Annotated in this window: 18 protein-coding genes; 8 read left to right on the top strand and 10 right to left on the bottom strand. The window is 65.2% G+C overall.

The window, feature by feature from the left end:
- Both J1M87_RS28500 and J1M87_RS04930 read right to left on the bottom strand, forming a co-directional pair.
- Nucleotides 1–800 (bottom strand): TRAM domain-containing protein (locus J1M87_RS28500; protein ID WP_307830733.1); only part of this gene is annotated, 800 nt, incomplete at its 3' end.
- Complete coding sequence (locus tag J1M87_RS04930; RefSeq protein WP_206488322.1) at nucleotides 797–2,794, bottom strand: APC family permease; 1,998 nt, start codon at nucleotides 2,792–2,794, stop codon at nucleotides 797–799. The genes J1M87_RS04930 and J1M87_RS28500, both read right to left, overlap by 4 nt.
- A gap of 172 nt (nucleotides 2,795–2,966) precedes the next feature.
- Here J1M87_RS04930 and J1M87_RS04925 point away from each other — a divergent pair, with 172 nt between their 5' ends.
- Both J1M87_RS04925 and J1M87_RS04920 read left to right on the top strand, forming a co-directional pair.
- Nucleotides 2,967–3,632: a TrkA family potassium uptake protein gene (locus J1M87_RS04925; RefSeq protein ID WP_206488320.1), complete on the top strand. Its 666-nt coding sequence runs from the start codon at nucleotides 2,967–2,969 to the stop codon at nucleotides 3,630–3,632.
- A gap of 49 nt (nucleotides 3,633–3,681) precedes the next feature.
- The gene (locus J1M87_RS04920; RefSeq protein WP_206488318.1) at nucleotides 3,682–4,341 is read left to right on the top strand and encodes a TrkA family potassium uptake protein; all 660 of its coding nucleotides are present in this window, start codon (nucleotides 3,682–3,684) and stop codon (nucleotides 4,339–4,341) included.
- Here the strand turns inward: J1M87_RS04920 and J1M87_RS04915 are convergent.
- Together J1M87_RS04915 and J1M87_RS04910 are read right to left on the bottom strand one after the other, a co-directional pair.
- Entirely contained in the window at nucleotides 4,315–4,968 is a 654-nt protein-coding gene (locus tag J1M87_RS04915; RefSeq protein ID WP_307830745.1) for a DUF3159 domain-containing protein, read from the bottom strand. The two genes, J1M87_RS04920 and J1M87_RS04915, sit on opposite strands and share 27 nt — an antisense overlap.
- Nucleotides 4,969–5,089: 121 nt before the next feature.
- Entirely contained in the window at nucleotides 5,090–5,467 is a 378-nt protein-coding gene (locus J1M87_RS04910) for an OB-fold nucleic acid binding domain-containing protein (protein WP_206488314.1), read from the bottom strand.
- 166 nt (nucleotides 5,468–5,633) lie between these two features.
- Between J1M87_RS04910 and J1M87_RS04905 the strand changes: the two genes are divergently transcribed.
- Complete coding sequence (locus J1M87_RS04905; RefSeq protein WP_307830732.1) at nucleotides 5,634–6,380, top strand: alpha/beta fold hydrolase; 747 nt, start codon at nucleotides 5,634–5,636, stop codon at nucleotides 6,378–6,380.
- Here J1M87_RS04905 and J1M87_RS04900 read toward each other — a convergent pair.
- Together J1M87_RS04900 and dut are read right to left on the bottom strand one after the other, a co-directional pair.
- The gene (locus J1M87_RS04900; protein WP_206488310.1) at nucleotides 6,358–7,212 is read right to left on the bottom strand and encodes a DUF3710 domain-containing protein; all 855 of its coding nucleotides are present in this window, start codon (nucleotides 7,210–7,212) and stop codon (nucleotides 6,358–6,360) included. The two genes, J1M87_RS04905 and J1M87_RS04900, sit on opposite strands and share 23 nt — an antisense overlap.
- Nucleotides 7,213–7,276: 64 nt before the next feature.
- Nucleotides 7,277–7,747 (bottom strand): dUTP diphosphatase, encoded by a 471-nt coding sequence (gene dut, locus J1M87_RS04895; RefSeq protein WP_206488776.1) that lies wholly within the window; start codon nucleotides 7,745–7,747, stop codon nucleotides 7,277–7,279.
- A 205-nt stretch (nucleotides 7,748–7,952) separates the two neighbouring features.
- On the opposite strand from dut, the gene J1M87_RS04890 reads away from it, so the two are divergent.
- Nucleotides 7,953–8,423, top strand: a complete 471-nt coding sequence (locus tag J1M87_RS04890) for a DUF3093 domain-containing protein (RefSeq protein ID WP_206488775.1) — start codon at nucleotides 7,953–7,955, stop codon at nucleotides 8,421–8,423.
- Between the two features lie 125 nt (nucleotides 8,424–8,548).
- On the opposite strand, the gene J1M87_RS04885 is transcribed toward J1M87_RS04890, so the two are convergent.
- Nucleotides 8,549–8,851: a DUF4193 domain-containing protein gene (locus J1M87_RS04885; RefSeq protein WP_206488309.1), complete on the bottom strand. Its 303-nt coding sequence runs from the start codon at nucleotides 8,849–8,851 to the stop codon at nucleotides 8,549–8,551.
- A gap of 543 nt (nucleotides 8,852–9,394) precedes the next feature.
- Between J1M87_RS04885 and cei the strand changes: the two genes are divergently transcribed.
- Nucleotides 9,395–10,075, top strand: coding sequence for an envelope integrity protein Cei (gene cei, locus J1M87_RS04880; RefSeq protein WP_206488307.1), 681 nt, complete (start codon nucleotides 9,395–9,397; stop codon nucleotides 10,073–10,075).
- Between the two features lie 16 nt (nucleotides 10,076–10,091).
- Here the strand turns inward: cei and J1M87_RS04875 are convergent, their stop codons facing one another.
- Nucleotides 10,092–10,964 (bottom strand): inositol monophosphatase family protein, encoded by an 873-nt coding sequence (locus tag J1M87_RS04875; protein WP_374222359.1) that lies wholly within the window; start codon nucleotides 10,962–10,964, stop codon nucleotides 10,092–10,094.
- A 233-nt stretch (nucleotides 10,965–11,197) separates the two neighbouring features.
- Between J1M87_RS04875 and ppgK the strand changes: the two genes are divergently transcribed.
- Entirely contained in the window at nucleotides 11,198–12,010 is an 813-nt protein-coding gene (ppgK, locus tag J1M87_RS04870) for a polyphosphate--glucose phosphotransferase (protein WP_206488305.1), read from the top strand.
- 172 nt (nucleotides 12,011–12,182) lie between these two features.
- Nucleotides 12,183–13,514, top strand: coding sequence for an RNA polymerase sigma factor (locus J1M87_RS04865; protein ID WP_206488303.1), 1,332 nt, complete (start codon nucleotides 12,183–12,185; stop codon nucleotides 13,512–13,514).
- Nucleotides 13,515–13,604: 90 nt separating this feature from the next.
- On the opposite strand, the gene J1M87_RS04860 is transcribed toward J1M87_RS04865, so the two are convergent.
- Entirely contained in the window at nucleotides 13,605–13,964 is a 360-nt protein-coding gene (locus tag J1M87_RS04860; protein WP_206488301.1) for a DUF952 domain-containing protein, read from the bottom strand.
- Nucleotides 13,965–13,992: 28 nt separating this feature from the next.
- Nucleotides 13,993–14,925, bottom strand: coding sequence for an EamA family transporter (locus tag J1M87_RS04855; protein WP_307830731.1), 933 nt, complete (start codon nucleotides 14,923–14,925; stop codon nucleotides 13,993–13,995).
- 231 nt (nucleotides 14,926–15,156) lie between these two features.
- On the opposite strand from J1M87_RS04855, the gene J1M87_RS04850 reads away from it, so the two are divergent.
- Nucleotides 15,157–15,351: a hypothetical protein gene (locus tag J1M87_RS04850; RefSeq protein ID WP_206488299.1), complete on the top strand. Its 195-nt coding sequence runs from the start codon at nucleotides 15,157–15,159 to the stop codon at nucleotides 15,349–15,351.
- Nucleotides 15,352–15,453: the final 102 nt, after the last annotated feature.

Below are 15,453 nucleotides of genomic sequence, written 5' to 3'. Positions count from 1 at the left end.
GTGTACATCTGAGCCGCACCGCGATGGGCTTGCCAGAAACCGGTGGCGTCGAGGGTCCAGGATCTGTTCGAGACGTACTCCGTCACCCGACCCGAGCCGATCACGGCTTTTTCCGGTCGGGTCCGTGACGACGCAGCCCGACGAGCGGATGCCCCGCGTCGACCGGGCGACCGACGGCCGGTATCGGAGACCTGTGCCGGAGCGATCTCCACGACATGCCGCTCGCCCGAGCCGTCCATCACGACCTGCAGTTCCGAGCCCGCCCGCCATCGCGTGTCCGACAGGCCTTCGTAGGCAAGCGAATCCATTTGGGGACACCCGAGCTCGGTCAGGATCGAGCTACTTCGATAACGGTGGAAACCAGGTCGGCCGCCGGCGTCCACAGCGAGTCGCACCCGAGTTCGCCAGCCTCGTCCGTCACCGGTTCCTGGCAGTTCCTCCACCAGAACCTCACGCTCGATTCCAGCGACCCGGCGCAGTTGTTCGGCGACCACGGAGGCCTTCATGGCTCGGCCGGCCTCGAGGCTCGCGTGGGAGTAATCACAGCAACCGGACCCACCTGGACCGGAGATGGGACACACCGCCTCGACCCGATCCTTCGACGGCGTCAGGATCTCCACGGCATCGGCCCGACAGAACGACTTACCGCGATCCTCGGTGACCTTGGCCAACACTCGCTCCCCGGGCAGACCGTGCCGCACGAACATCACCCGGCCGTCGTGACGAGCCACACAGAACCCGCCGTGCCCCGGCGCTCCGAGCTCCACTTCGACCAGAAGCCCGGACCAACTCTCGCTCACTTGCCCACCGGTGGTTCGTAGCCTCGACGCGACGCTCCCGGCGCGTTGCCGAGTACCTCTTTGCGCGCCTTCTCGGCGGAATGCAGCTGCCACGGCACGCTGGTGACCATCACACCCGGCTGGAACAGCAACCGAGACTTCAGACGCAGCGCGCTCTGATTGTGCAGAACCTGCTCCCACCAATGCCCCACCACGTACTCCGGGATGAACACGGTGACCACGTCACGTGGGGAGTCCCGTCGGACCCGCTTGACGTAGTCCAGCACCGGCTTGGTGATCTCACGGTACGGGGACTCGACGACCTTCAGCGGTACCGAGACATCGCTCGCTTCCCATTGCCGCACCAGCTCACGCGTATCGGCTTCGTCCACGTTGACCGTCACCGCTTCCAACGTGTCCGGCCTCGTCGCACGGGCATACGCCAATGCGCGCAACGTCGGCATGTGCAACTTCGACACCAACACGATCGAGTGGGTGCGGCTGGGCAGTACGCCGTCCCACTCCTCGTCCTCCAGCTCGCTCGCCACCGTGTCGTAGTGCTTCCGGATCAAGCGCATCAAGCCGAAGATCAAGACCATCGCGACGATCGCGATCCAGGCACCGGCCGCGAACTTGGTGATCAGCACGATCACCAACACCGTTCCGGTCATGACGAGGCCCACACTGTTGACCACGCGCGATCGCATCATTCGCCGACGCGATTCGCGGTCGGTCTCGGCGGCGAGCAAGCGCGTCCAGTGCCGAACCATGCCCGTCTGGCTCAGCGTGAACGAGACGAACACCCCGACGATGTAGAGCTGGATGAGCTTGGTCACCTCGGCACCGAAGACGACCACGAACGTGATGGCAGCACCGGACAGGAAGAGAATCCCGTTGCTGAACGCCAGTCGATCGCCGCGGGTGTGCAGTTGGCGGGGCAGATACCGGTCTTGCGCAAGGACCGAACCCAACACGGGGAACCCGTTGAAGGCCGTGTTGGCGGCCAGTACGAGGATCAGCGCGGTGACGGTGGTGATGAAGAAGAACCCGGCCGGGAAGCCATCGAAGACAGTCTCGGCCAACTGGGCGATCAACGTCTTCTGCACGTACCCGTCCGGTGCACCGACCAGCTGCGACGCGGGATCCATGGCGTACTTGATGCCCACCGTCTGAGCGAGCACGATGATGCCCATCAGCAGGCTTGTCCCGATCAATCCCAGCAGCAGCAGGGTCGTTGCGGCGTTGCGAGACTTCGGCTTCTCGAAGGCCGGGACGCCGTTGCTGATCGCTTCGACACCCGTCAGCGCCGCACAACCCGAGGAGAACGCTCGGGCGATCAGGAACGCGAAGGCAATGCCGTACAGATGTGAATCCTCGGCCTTCAGATCGAACGCCGCAGACTCGGCCTGCACGTCCTCACCCAAGATGTAGACCCGGAACAATCCCCAGCCGATCATCAGCACCATGCCGAACATGAACGCGTACGTGGGGATGGCGAAAGCCGCACCGGACTCTCGGATGCCGCGCAGGTTCATCGAGGTGATCAGCACGATCGCCACGACTGCGAACAGCACCTTGTGTTCGGCCACCAACGGAACTGCCGACCCGATGTTCGACGCGGCCGCGGAAATCGACACCGCGACCGTCAGTACGTAATCGACCAACAGGGCGCTGCCGACGGTCAGCCCCGCCGTCGGGCCGAGGTTGGTCGTCGCGACTTCGTAGTCGCCACCACCCGACGGATAGGCATGCACGTTCTGCCGGTAACTGGCGACGACGACGGCCATGACCACTGCTACGGCGAGTCCGATCCACGGCGTGAACGCGACTCCGGAGATTCCCGCCACCGACAGCACGAGGAAGATCTCTTCGGGGGCGTACGCGACCGAGGACATCGCGTCGGAGGCGAAGACCGGAAGCGCGATCCGCTTGGGCAACAGCGTATGGCCCAGCTTGTCGCTGCGGAAAGGCCTACCCAGCACCAGCCGCTTGGCGGCAGTCGAAAGCTTGGACACGGGGAGAAGCGTAGGCCGTCGCCGGCCGGGCGTCTCGGGCGAGCGTCGGAAACACCGCCAGAAGACACCCTGGCTCGATTCGCCGACGAAGGCCGGATACGTTGGTGCACGCTTACACGGTGGCAGTGACGACCATCGAGATCGAGATCGAGTTCGGGACGGAGCTGGGGCGTTGTACGTAGTTGTAATGGGATGTGGCCGCGTGGGCGCATCGCTGGCGGGTGCGCTCCAACGGATCGGCCACGAGGTGTCCATCATCGATCGCGACGAGGCGGCGTTCCTGCGACTCGATCCGGATTTCACCGGCCCCAGGGTCGTCGGCATGGGATTCGACCGAGATGTTCTGGTGGAAGCCGGAATCGAAAAGGCAGAGGCCTTCGCGGCGGTGTCCTCCGGGGACAACTCCAACATCATCGCCGCCCGCGTGGCGCGCGAGACGTTCGGCGTCGAGAAGGTCGTCGCACGAATCTACGATGCCAAGCGCGCCGCAGTGTACGAGCGGCTCGGCATCCCCACCGTGGCAACGGTTCCGTGGGCCACCGACAGATTTCTGCACAACCTGCTGCGCGACGACCCGACCACGAAATGGCGGGACCCCTCGGGCAGCGTGGCGGTGGTCTTGTTGGACTGCCACGACGGGTGGATCGGCAAGAAGTTGTCGGTCCTCGAAGATGCCACCCGATCGCGAGCGGCGTTCGTCATCCGATTCGGTTCGGGACTACTGCCGGACAAGCGAACGGTGATCCAGGCGGGAGACGAGATCTACGTCGCTGCCGTGTCGGGGACCGTGGCAGAAGCATTGGCGCTGGCCGGCAATCCACCGCCCGCGGACCAGTGATGACACCAGCACCAACCCAGCCCCACTACACCGATCCGAACGGGATGCCATGAAAGTCGCCATCGCCGGTGCCGGCGCAGTCGGCAGATCCATCGCTCGCGAGTTGATCCGCAGCGGGCACGACGTGATGCTCCTCGAACGCAAGCTCGATCACATCGATCAGGCCGCCATCGCGGAAGCACAATGGGTGCTCGCCGACGCCTGCGAATTGAGTCTGCTCGAGACCGCCGAGCTCCAGAATTACGACGTGGTGATCGCCGCCACCGGCGACGACAAGGCCAACCTGGTGCTCAGCCTGCTGGCCAAGACCGAGTTCGGCGTCGATCGAGTGGTGGCACGAGTCAACGATCCACGAAACGAGTGGCTGTTCGACGCCGCATGGGGCGTCGATGTTGCCGTGTCGACGCCGCGCATGCTCGCGTCGCTGGTCGAAGAAGCCGTCTCCGTCGGCGATCTCGTACACCTGATGACATTCCGCAAGGGTCAGGCGAACCTCGTCGAGATCACCCTTCCGGAGAACACTCCGTTGGCGGGAAAGCCGGTCAGGAAGCTTCGGTTGCCCAGGGATGCGGCGTTGGTCACCATTCTGCGCGGTGGCCGAGTGATCGTTCCACAGAGCGACGATCCTCTCGAGGGCGGCGACGAACTGCTGTTCGTCGCCGCAAAAGAGGTCGAGAACGAACTACGTACTGCGGTCGGTCTGATCTGACGGCAGCGCCCCGTCGGCCCGGTCCGCACCCGAGGCGATCTCGAGGGCGCGGTCGGCCTGACGCACGGACCACAGCGTGACCAGCAACGCCACTCCGGTCAGCGGCCACCCCATGCCGATGCGAGCGACCGCGAGCCAGCCGGTCTGATCCGAGTCGTAGAGCTGGGACTGCACGAGGTACCGGGCACCGAACACTGCAGCCCAGGCGATCGTGGCCAGGTCGTAGTAGCGCACCGCGGAGCGATCGTGCCGCCACGCCGTCCCCTTACCGTTGAGGTAACCCCAGATCACTCCCACCAGCGGCCACCGCGCCAGGACCGACACCACGAATGCGCCGCCGTACACCAGTGAGGTGTAGATGCCGAACAGGAAATAGCCCTTGGCATCTCCGGTGCGGTAGGCGATGAATGCGCAGATGCCCACGCCGAAGAATCCCGAGATCGCCGGCTGAATGGGGCTGCGCTGAACCAGACGCCACACCAGCACCGCGGCGGCGACGCCCAGGGCCGCCCACAATGCGACGCCGAGGCCGAAGTAACTGTTCGCCGGGACGAAGACGATCACCGGCAACGTGGAGTACAGGAGCCCCCGCACTCCGCCGAGCTGCTCGAGAACGGTGGGAGCCACCTTCTCGACATTGTCAGGCGTCGGCGCGTCGTCCGTGGGTTCCGGCGTACTCGGGGTCTTCGGGTGTGGCTCGCCGCTGTCACTGTTGGTCACGACAACGAGAGTGCCATACCGGCGACGGTCAGCTGTCGTCGCGCAATTCGTAGTAGGGGTTGTAGACGATCTTGTGCCCTTCGCGTTCGCCGACGCGTCCGCGAACGAGCACGGTCTTTCCCGGCTCGATTCCGGCGATCTTGCGGCGACCGATCCAGACCAGCGTCACCGTATCGGTGCCGTCGAAGAACTCGGCCTCGATGTTGGCGTTGGCGGCCTTCGAACACGCTTCGACGCTGCGCAGCCGTCCCAACATCGTGACTTCCTCACCGCGCGTGCAATCGCACGCGCGTCGGGCACCGGACGCTTCCGAGGATTCGGCCATCTCCTCGGCGTCGAGTTGTTCGATGTCCTCGGTCAACTTTCGCGTCAACCGGCGAAAGTATCCTGCGGCAGCGGGTGCCATTCTGCGCTCCAGCGTTGTCAGTCGTTCCGCACGCTCCACTCCTCGGAGCACTTGCGGCGACGTGGGGTTTGCCTCGTCAGGGCGGGTACTTCGCCACTGTAGACCCGATGGGTCACGGTGACCAACCATCGCCACGCGTGAGCAGAAAGGCGTGCACAATCGTCTCGTGCGCAGCCGACTCGATACCCCCGCCGCAGTCGTTCTACCTGGTACGGGATCGGATGCCCGATTCGCCGATGACGCATTCTCGGCAGCGCTGAGCGATGTGGGATCGACCACTCTCGCGGTCGAACCAGATCCGGCCGGGGTGGTCGAGAGCTACCTCGCTGCCCTGGACCACGCGGCACAGCGGCACGGTCCGATCCTCGTCGCAGGAATCTCCCTCGGTGCTGCAGTCGCGGCACGGTGGGCTCTCGACAATCCGTCGAGCACCATCGCGCTCGCACTCGCACTACCGGCGTGGACCGGGGATCCGTCGGACTCCCCCGCGGCCACGAGCGCTCGGTTCACCGCCCGATCCCTGCGCGAGGACGGGCTCGCGGCCGTCAGCGCAGCAATGGCATCGTCGAGTCCCGAATGGCTCGCGCGTACCTTGCGCCGGTCCTGGGCTGCCCAGTGGCCGGGCCTCCCGGACGCATTGGACGAGGCGGCACGGTACCGCAGCCTCGATCTCGCCGGACTCGCACGAATCCAGCTGCCCACAGTCGTCGTCGGCGCTGTGGACGACGCGGTGCATCCGATCGACATCGCGCGGCAGTGGGCCGGGACGATCCCGAACTGCGCACTGCGCTCGGTGACGCTGGACGACATCGGCCGGGATCCGGGTTGCCTCGGACGTGCGGCCGTCGACGGTCTCGGCCTACCGTGGCCGCATCCGTTCGAGGGTCGAGTCAGCCACCCAACTGTTGAATAGCCGATCCCGACGCCCCGCGACGCGGCGCTCGGGGGCGTTCGGTCGGGGCCGACTCCTGGGCTGGATTCGCCTGCTGCGCAGCGGGTGTCTCGGCGTTCGCCGCCTGCTGCGGCTGCTGGGCGGGCTGTTGGCCAGGCTGTTGCGAGGCCGCCTGCTGCGCTGCCGCCTGTTGCTGTGCGGCAGCCGCAAGTTGCTCGGAGAGCACCTGAGGTAGCACCACCGGCAACGGTGTCCGAACCGGGTGGGGGTCGTTGCCCCGGTCGACCACGGTCTGCCGAAGGATCGTGTGGGCGAGTTGGACGAGGGGCTGCCCCTCGCTCACCGCGCCCGACGGTCCGGCCAGGACGCAGCGAACCATCCATCGGTAGCCGTCGACTCCGATGAAACGCAGATCGGCGTTGACCGTCACCCCGTGCAGCTCGCGTCCCCACGGCCCCGTCTCGATGGTCGTCTCGGCCTTGTCGTTGCGGAGCGAGGTGGCCAGGTCCGCGGCCACCTCACGCCACTGACCGGGCGACTTCGGTGCAGCATAGGCAGCAATGGTGATGCGCCCCAACTGAGTGACGATGTGCACCGCTTGCGGACTGCCTGCCTGCGACATCTCGACCTGGAGCTGACCGCCCTCGGGCAGCGGGATCAGTACCGATCCGAGGTCGAGGCGCGTCTGCGCGATGGTTTCCCGGTCCTCGTCGAGGTCCGCCAGATCATGCGGGCCCTCGGTGGCCGCGTCCGTGTCCACCTCGTCGTCTTCGTCTTCGATTCCGTCGACGAATGGCTCCGCACCGGGCGCGGAGGCACTGCCGGCGTCGTTCTTCTTACGCCGTCCGAACATGTTCAGTCCTCTTCTTCTCGGTTGCTTGCACGATGCCTGATACCGGCGAATCTCGTAGCGGCAGTCACTGCTTCAGACTCGCATGGCCGCCGGTCGAACCGTGCCCACCGGCCCCTCGTACGGTCTCGTCCAGTTCGTTCACCTCGACGAACGTCACCAATTCCACCCTTTGCACGATCAATTGCGCGACGCGATCGCCGCGCTCGAGGACGATCGGAGTGTGCAGATCGTGGTTGATCAGACACACCTTGATCTCCCCGCGGTAGCCGGCGTCGACGGTGCCCGGGGTGTTGACCACCGACAGTCCCGATTTCGCGGCCAGGCCCGAACGTGGGTGTATCAGGCCGACGGTCCCCAACGGCAGAGCGAGCGCGATACCGGTCCCCACCAGGACGCGTTCGCCCGGAGCAATCGTGACCGGGGCCGTGATCCGCAGATCGACTCCCGCGTCTCCTTCGTGTGCTCGAGTCGGCACCGGTAGCCCGGGATCGAGTCGGCGAACCCGGACCTCGGACAACGCAGATGCGGGTTGCATCGGTGCCAGGGACCGATCGGTGGACGCATCGTTGCCGGTCTCGGTGACTTCGTCGCTCACGTCGAACGAGACTACGCTGGCCCACTCCCGACTCGACGTGGCGACTACCCTGGGACTCGTGACTGCAGATCGACAGGCCGAACATGCCAACTCGGAGTCCGACGACTCCACTCCGCCCGTCGGGTCGCCGGTGCCCTCCGGCTCCGTGCTCTACTCCGAGCGGCTCTGGGTGCCCATCTGGTGGTGGGCGGCCGGCCTCGCGCTGGCGGTGCTGCTGGCGGCAGAGGTCCACATGGGTGCCCCCGGCGTCCGGGCCTGGCTTCCGTACGTGGTCTTGATTCCGTTGTTCGCCTGGGCGTTGTACGCCTTCAGCAGGCTCCGCGTCGACGTCGTGGCAGGTCCCGACTCCACCGGGGTCGAGTTGCGCGTCGGTGGAGCCCATCTGCCGCTCGACGTGGCGTCCAAGGCAGCAATCGTGCCCGCAACTGCGAAAAGTGCGGCGCTGGGCAGGCAACTCGATCCGCTTGCCTTCGTACAGCACCGCACCTGGGTGAAGCAGATGGTGATCGTGGTCCTCGACGATCCGAACGACCCGACACCGTACTGGTTGGTCAGCACCAAACGCCCCGAGGCGTTGCTGGCAGTGCTGACCGCTCATGGCGTAGAAGGCCGCTGAGCTTTCACAACCTCTGTGCTTTCACCGCTTCTGCGCTTTCACCGCCTCTGCGGATCTTCGAGGAACCACCAGCTCCTCGAAGATCCGCAGCACAGACCCGATCAAGCGGGTCTGTGCTCATCTGATCAAGCCGCGCAGTCGCGGCACATCAGTACGCCGCCTGCGTCACTGGCCAGTCGGCTGCGGTGATGCACCAGGAAGCAGCTCGAGCACGTGAACTCGTCCGCTTGCTTGGGGACCACCCGAACCGAAAGTTCCTCGCCGGACAGGTCAGCGCCCGGAAGCTCGAACGACTCGGCAGTGTCGGATTCGTCCACATCCACCACTGCGGACTGAGCCTCGTTGCGGCGGGCCTTCAGCTCCTCGAGAGAATCCTCCGACACATCATCGGATTCTGTTCTTCTCGGTGCGTCGTAGTCGGTTGCCATTGTTCTCGTACCCCTCATCTTCGTGCGTGTGTGTAGTGGAGGCTGCCGATGGGTCGGCTTGTGGCCGTCGGCTGTGAAGAGGGCTCTTTCTTGCTCCCACCGATATTCATGTCTGTCAAAAATCGTCTGTCGTCACGCGGTGCCCGAAACTACACCGGGTAGTTCCCAGAACTCGCTGATCGAAACCCGCTCGGGACCTCGCTCATCAGATCGACAGTGCATCGGCATCCGTTTCCGAAGCACCGCGGCCGCCAGACAATAGCCGAAGCCGGTGACAAAGTCGAAAACGAATCGCCGGTGAGCCCACCGGGTGCCTGCACGCCGCATCAACACCCGGAAGACCGGCTTCATTCCGTGGCCGCTCGAATTCGCCCACGTGCCGGTTTCGAGCAACGAATCGGGCCCCGGGCACGGCAGTCGAGCAGGGCTCGGCCCTGTGTGCCGCCGCCCGAGCGCGCGGGCATCTACAGTAGTCACCGCGTCGGTGTGAACCGACCCTGTGACCGGTCTCGGCGACTGCCGACGGAAAGGCGAAGATCAACTGTGGTTTCTCTGATCACCGAAGGCCATTCGGCCGACGATCGAGGTCGTCCGTTCCGTCGCCGCCGCGCATTTCCCATCATCGCGGTGTTCACGGTGCTCGCCCTGCTGGGCGTGTTGGTCTGGGTCAAGGTGTTCACCACCTCCGAAACCACCACGACCACCGCCGAATGCAATGCACCGACCACCACGGCGGCCACCGACGGAACGCAGCCTGCTCCGCTGGGGAACGAAGTCGATCCCACGACACTGCTCGACGTCGAGCCGGCGGCTCTGTCGGCATCGAAGGTACGCGTGTTCAACGCCAACGGTGAGCGTGGTCAGGCCGCCCACGTGGCAGCCCAGCTCAGTGATTACGGATTCGCAAGTGCACCGGACGTCCAGGTCGGCAACGATCCGGTCTACGTCGACCAGAACATGCAGTGCCAGGGCCAGATTCGCTTCGGTCCGGCCGGTCTCGCTGCGGCGAGCGCAGTGTGGCTGGTAGCGCCGTGCGCCGAGCTCATCGAAGATTCCCGTACCGACGACACGGTCGACCTCGCGCTCGGGACGTACTTCAGCGAGATCCAGCCCAGCGACGACGCAGAGGAAGTACTGCGTACGCTCGCCGCCACCGCGCCGGGTGCCCCACCCCAGCCCCTCGACTCCGACCTCCTTGCGGCCGCACGCCAAGCACGCTGCTGAGATCCGCCGGCCTGGGTCAGCCCGGAATCGGATCGAGAGCGCCTGCGCTGCGTAGTGCCGCGAGGAAGGCCTCCGAGATTCCGGGAGCCATGGCCACTGTCACCGATCCCTGTGCACTCGTCGAGTTCGGAGCAGGGAGCCGAACGAGGGCTCCTGCCTCGGCCGCGATCAAACCACCGGCAGCCCAGTCCCACGGACTGAGGCCGTGCTCGAAATGAGCGTCCACGGTTCCGGACGCGACCATGCACAGATCGAGTGCCGCCGAACCGATCCGACGAATGTCGCGGACCTGCGGCAACAGCTCTGACACGATCGCTCCCTGCACGGCACGCCGCCGCGCCCCGTAACCGAATCCCGTGGCCAGCAACGTCATCGACAGTTCCGTGACACCCGAGCACCGCAGTATTTCCTGCGTGCCGTCGGCCCGCTCCACCACCGCACCTCGGCCCTTCGCCGCGGAGTAGACGAGATCACGGGCAACATCGACCACGGCACCGGCCACGCTCACACCATCGATCTGAACGGCGACGGAGACCGCATACGCCGGGATCCCGTACATGAAGTTCACTGTCCCGTCGATCGGATCCAATACCCACCGCACGCCGTCGAGGGAGTCGTTCTCGGCACCCTCCTCTTCTCCGAGAACGGCATCAGCGGGCCGTAACCTCGCCAACATCTCACGCAGAACACGCTCGGTCTCGGTGTCCACGACGGTGACCGGATCGGTCGGTGTGCTCTTGGATTGCACCGCACCGTCATCGACGTGCGAGCCCCCTCCGAATACCTGCGGTCGTCTCAGGCGTACGTGCGCGGCGGCGTTCGTTGCCACTCGAACTGCGATCTCACGCAATACGTCCACCTCACGAGTGGTCGATCGGGCACTGTCCACCCCGCCCGCCGCCTCCGATTGCGGTTCCGGCAATTCTGCACTGGCGGTAGCGTTCTGCGATCCGTCTGATTTCGGCACGCGTACATCGCAACACACACCGAGGGCCGAGCACCACCGCTGCGACGCGTCGAGCGCGGCGGGTCGGTGTCGGCGTCCCCTGAACGAAGAATCCGCACTATTGTTCGGTGGCAACGGCATCACACTGATTCGATCGGGCCAGGAGCGACATCCACATGACACAGGCAGGTTCGGACAACACCAGCACCACCGGAACAGCTCGACACGGATTCGGCGTCGACGTCGGCGGCAGCGGCATCAAAGGCGGCATCGTCGATCTGAGCACCGGGGAACTCGTCGGCGATCGCTACAAGATCGCGACACCCCAACCCTCGACGCCCGACGCGGTCGCACGCACCGTGGCGGAGATCGTCGAACACTTCGACTGGACCGGTCCGGTCGGCATCACGCTGCCCGCGGTGGTGACGAACGGAGTCGCTCGCTCGGCCGCCAACATCGACAAGTCCTGGATCGACACCGATGCGCGTGCACTGTTCGCGAAGGCCATCGGGACCGAGAGCATCACCGTGCTCAACGATGCGGACGCGGCCGGAGTTGCCGAGGACAAGTACGGCGGCGGCAAAGGCAAGGACGGCGTCGTCGTACTGCTGACCTTCGGCACCGGAATCGGCTCGGCAGTGTTGCACAACGGGGTTCTTCTACCCAACACCGAGTTCGGCCACATGGAGATCGACGGCAAGGAGGCCGAGCATCGTGCGGCGTCGTCGGTGAAGGAGAACAAGGATCTGTCCTACAAGGAATGGGCCAAGGAGGTCTCGAAGGTTCTCGAGACGTTCGAGGCGTTGCTCTGGCCGGATCTGTTCATCGCCGGGGGTGGCATCAGCCGCAAGAGCGAGAAGTGGATTCCGCACCTGACCAATCGCACTCCCGTCGTACCGGCAACCCTGCTGAACACTGCCGGGATCGTCGGGGCGGCGCTGGCCGCAGACAGCGCAGTTCCGTCCGCGGAGTCCGCGAGCAACCCCTGACGAGCACACTGACACGCTGCCTCGCCACCTCTGTAGTACGAGGGTCGGTAACAAACTCCTGAGAGGTCGTTACAATGGTGTGTGCCGGTACGCAGCCGGCCGAATCCGAAGACCTCTCCGCCGGAAACAACTCTGGCGTGACGCCGCACGACTTCGTCACGAAAGGGCGTACGTGGCAGCCACCGATATCCGTCAGACCGTAGATTCCGAGACCGAGTCTGCGACACCTGCACCTGCTGTCAAGGCACCCGCTGCGAAGGCACCGGCAAAGAAGGCACCGGCCAAGCGAGCCGCTGCCAAGAAAGCACCGGCGAAGAAGGCCGCAGCAAAGAAGACAGCAGCAGATCCCGCGATCGGGGACGACGCAGAAGACAGCGCACCCGGTATCGAAGACATCGACATTTCCGAAGGCGACCTCGCAGCCGCTGCCAACGATGTCGTCGAGGTCGTTGCTGCCGGTGACGACACCGAAGAGGACCCCACCAGCGAGCCGACCGCAGAAGACAAGGCTTCGGGTGACTTCGTCTGGGACGAAGAGGAATCCGAGGCGCTGCGACAGGCACGAAAGGACGCCGAGCTCACCGCGTCCGCGGACTCCGTCCGTGCGTACCTCAAGCAGATCGGCAAGGTTGCGCTCCTCAACGCGGAGGAAGAAGTCGAACTGGCCAAGCGCATCGAAGCGGGCCTGTTCGCCGTCGAGAAGATGCGTGAATCCGCGGAGAAGGGCGAAAAGCTCCCCGTGGCGCAGCGCCGCGACATGACGTGGATCTGTCGAGACGGAAACCGCGCCAAGAACCACCTCCTCGAAGCAAACCTTCGCCTCGTCGTGTCGCTGGCCAAGCGGTACACCGGTCGCGGCATGGCCTTCCTCGATCTCATCCAGGAAGGCAACCTCGGTCTGATTCGTGCGGTCGAGAAGTTCGACTACACCAAGGGCTACAAGTTCTCCACGTATGCAACCTGGTGGATTCGGCAGGCCATCACCCGGGCCATGGCCGACCAGGCCCGCACGATCCGCATCCCCGTGCACATGGTCGAGGTCATCAACAAGCTCGGCCGCATTCAACGCGAGTTGCTTCAGGATCTCGGCCGTGAGCCCACTCCCGAAGAGCTGGCCAAGGAAATGGACATCACGCCCGAGAAGGTGCTGGAGATCCAGCAGTACGCGCGTGAGCCGATTTCCCTCGACCAGACCATCGGCGACGAGGGCGACAGCCAGCTCGGCGACTTCATCGAGGACTCCGAAGCCGTCGTGGCCGTCGACGCAGTGTCGTTCACCCTGCTCCAGGATCAGCTGCAGTCTGTCCTGGAGACGCTGTCCGAGCGCGAAGCGGGTGTTGTGCGCCTACGCTTCGGCCTCACCGACGGACAGCCCCGCACTCTCGACGAAATCGGCCAGGTCTACGGCGTCACCCGCGAGCGGATCCGCCAGATCGAATCCAAGACGATGTCGAAGCTGCGTCACCCCTCTCGCTCTCAGGTGCTGCGCGACTACCTGGACTGAGTGTCCGGGCTTCGCCGACCAGGCTCCGCCGAACAAGGCCCGCCGATCACTGCGATCGGCGGGCCTTGTTGCGCTGGTGCCCGAACACCGTCACATCCGAGGAACGCCGAAAACACCGTCCGGCCCGGGCCGGTAGTCGAGCACGGCGGTGACGGCTGCGACCGGCAGCGGCCCGTACAGATGTGGGAACGTCATCGACTGCGGATCGGTCGGCACCCCGGGTTCCCACCGCACCGGCGCCGCCAGTCGAGCGGGATCCAGGCGGAGCAGAACGAGATCGTCTCGGCCCGCGAACAACCGGTTCGCCGGCAAGTGCACCTGCTGGGGCGTGGACAGGTGAACGAACCCCACCTCCTCGTACGAGTCGGGCACGTATCGGTCCTGCCCGCGCATCGACAGCCACTCCCCTGCGGTGCAGATGTGAACGAGGTCCTCCGGTGTACTGGTCACGGTCCTATTCTGCCCGGTGCCGTGCCGGTCAGGGCGGTGGAATCTCGACAGAGCCGCGACCGCGTCGATCAGGCAGCCCTGTGACCACCACAGCCGCGATGACGGCCACGATTCCGAGTGCCTCGAGGCTCGTCGGAACCTGGGTCAGCACCACTGCACCGACCACTGTGGCCGTCGCAGGAAGCAATGCCAGCAGCAACGCGAACCGAGCCCGACCCACGCGCACGAGAACGTACTGATCGAGAACGTACGGAACCACGCTCGACAGCAGCCCGACGCCAAGGCCGAGAACCCAGATTCTCCAGTCACCCAGGACTCCGACGTGTGTCAGTGCGAACGGGCCGAACAGCGGTGCGGCCAGAATCACCGAGGCGATAGCGAAACCGGCCGCCATATCGTCGAGTCCTCTGCCCGCATCCGCCACGGTCTTCCCCAGCACGATGTAGGCAGCCCACAGCGCTGCGGAGCCGAGCGCGAATGCGATTCCCACCAGGCCGACCTCACCACCGTCGAACTGTGCGGAGGCAATGGCACCGACGCCGCAGACGACGAGAAGCAGCGCACACACATCCGCACGTTTCCGCGAACCCGCTGCGGCCACCGCGATCGGCCCGAGAAATTCGATCGCCACCGCGGCACCGAGCGGCAGCCGCGCGATGGCCTCGTAGAACATCACGTTCATACCGATCGTGGCCCCGCCGAACGCAGCGGCTGTGCCCGCCCGACGCATGGTCCAGGCACCGCCTGCACCGGCCCGAGCGCGCCACGGCCGACGCCAGGCCAGCAACACCAGCGCAGCCCCGAAACCGCGCAGCCAGGCCACCGCAGCCGGAGGGGCTGTGTCGAACAGGAACACCCCGATCGCCGCACCGACGTACATGCACACCGCGCCGATCACGAACAGCGACGGGATGCCCAGCTTCGACGCGCCGGACAGCGAAGATGGAGTCGTCGAAGCCACATCGGCGACCTTACTGCGCGGCGCACACGGAGCCTGTGTCAGCTGTCAGCGAACAGCTTCTGCTGCGTTCCAGCTCGTGAGGGATGTTTCGTGTTAGTGACAACACAAAGAAACGCCCTCGGGAACAACGCGTGACCGCCATACGTCTGACAGAGTGAACGAACCGCGCCATACCGACGCGGCGGACCGGCCCCAGGCAAACGGGAAACCGCGAGCCAGTACGGAGGAGTCATGCCCGGAACATTGACCAGCCCACAGTTGACAGCAGCGGACCGGTGCGACCGGTGCGGTGCAGGGGCCCGCGCACGTGTCGTGCTATCGACCGGCGGAGAACTTCTCTTCTGCGGTCACCACGCCACCGAGCACGAAGGCCGCTTGCGTGAGGTGAACGCAACGGTGATGACCGAATCGGACTCCACGGTGTAGCCCACCGACACGTCGGGGGACACAAGGTTCGCCACAATCGACGAACGAATATCGACAAGAATGACGGACGGTCTTAGAGACCGTCCGTCATTCTTGGCTCTA

Source organism: Rhodococcus sp. KRD162 (assembly GCF_017168335.1).
GTDB lineage: Bacteria > Actinomycetota > Actinomycetes > Mycobacteriales > Mycobacteriaceae > Rhodococcoides.
The sequence above is the reverse complement of the archived record's forward strand: the minus strand, read 5'-3'. Positions and strand labels throughout refer to the sequence as shown.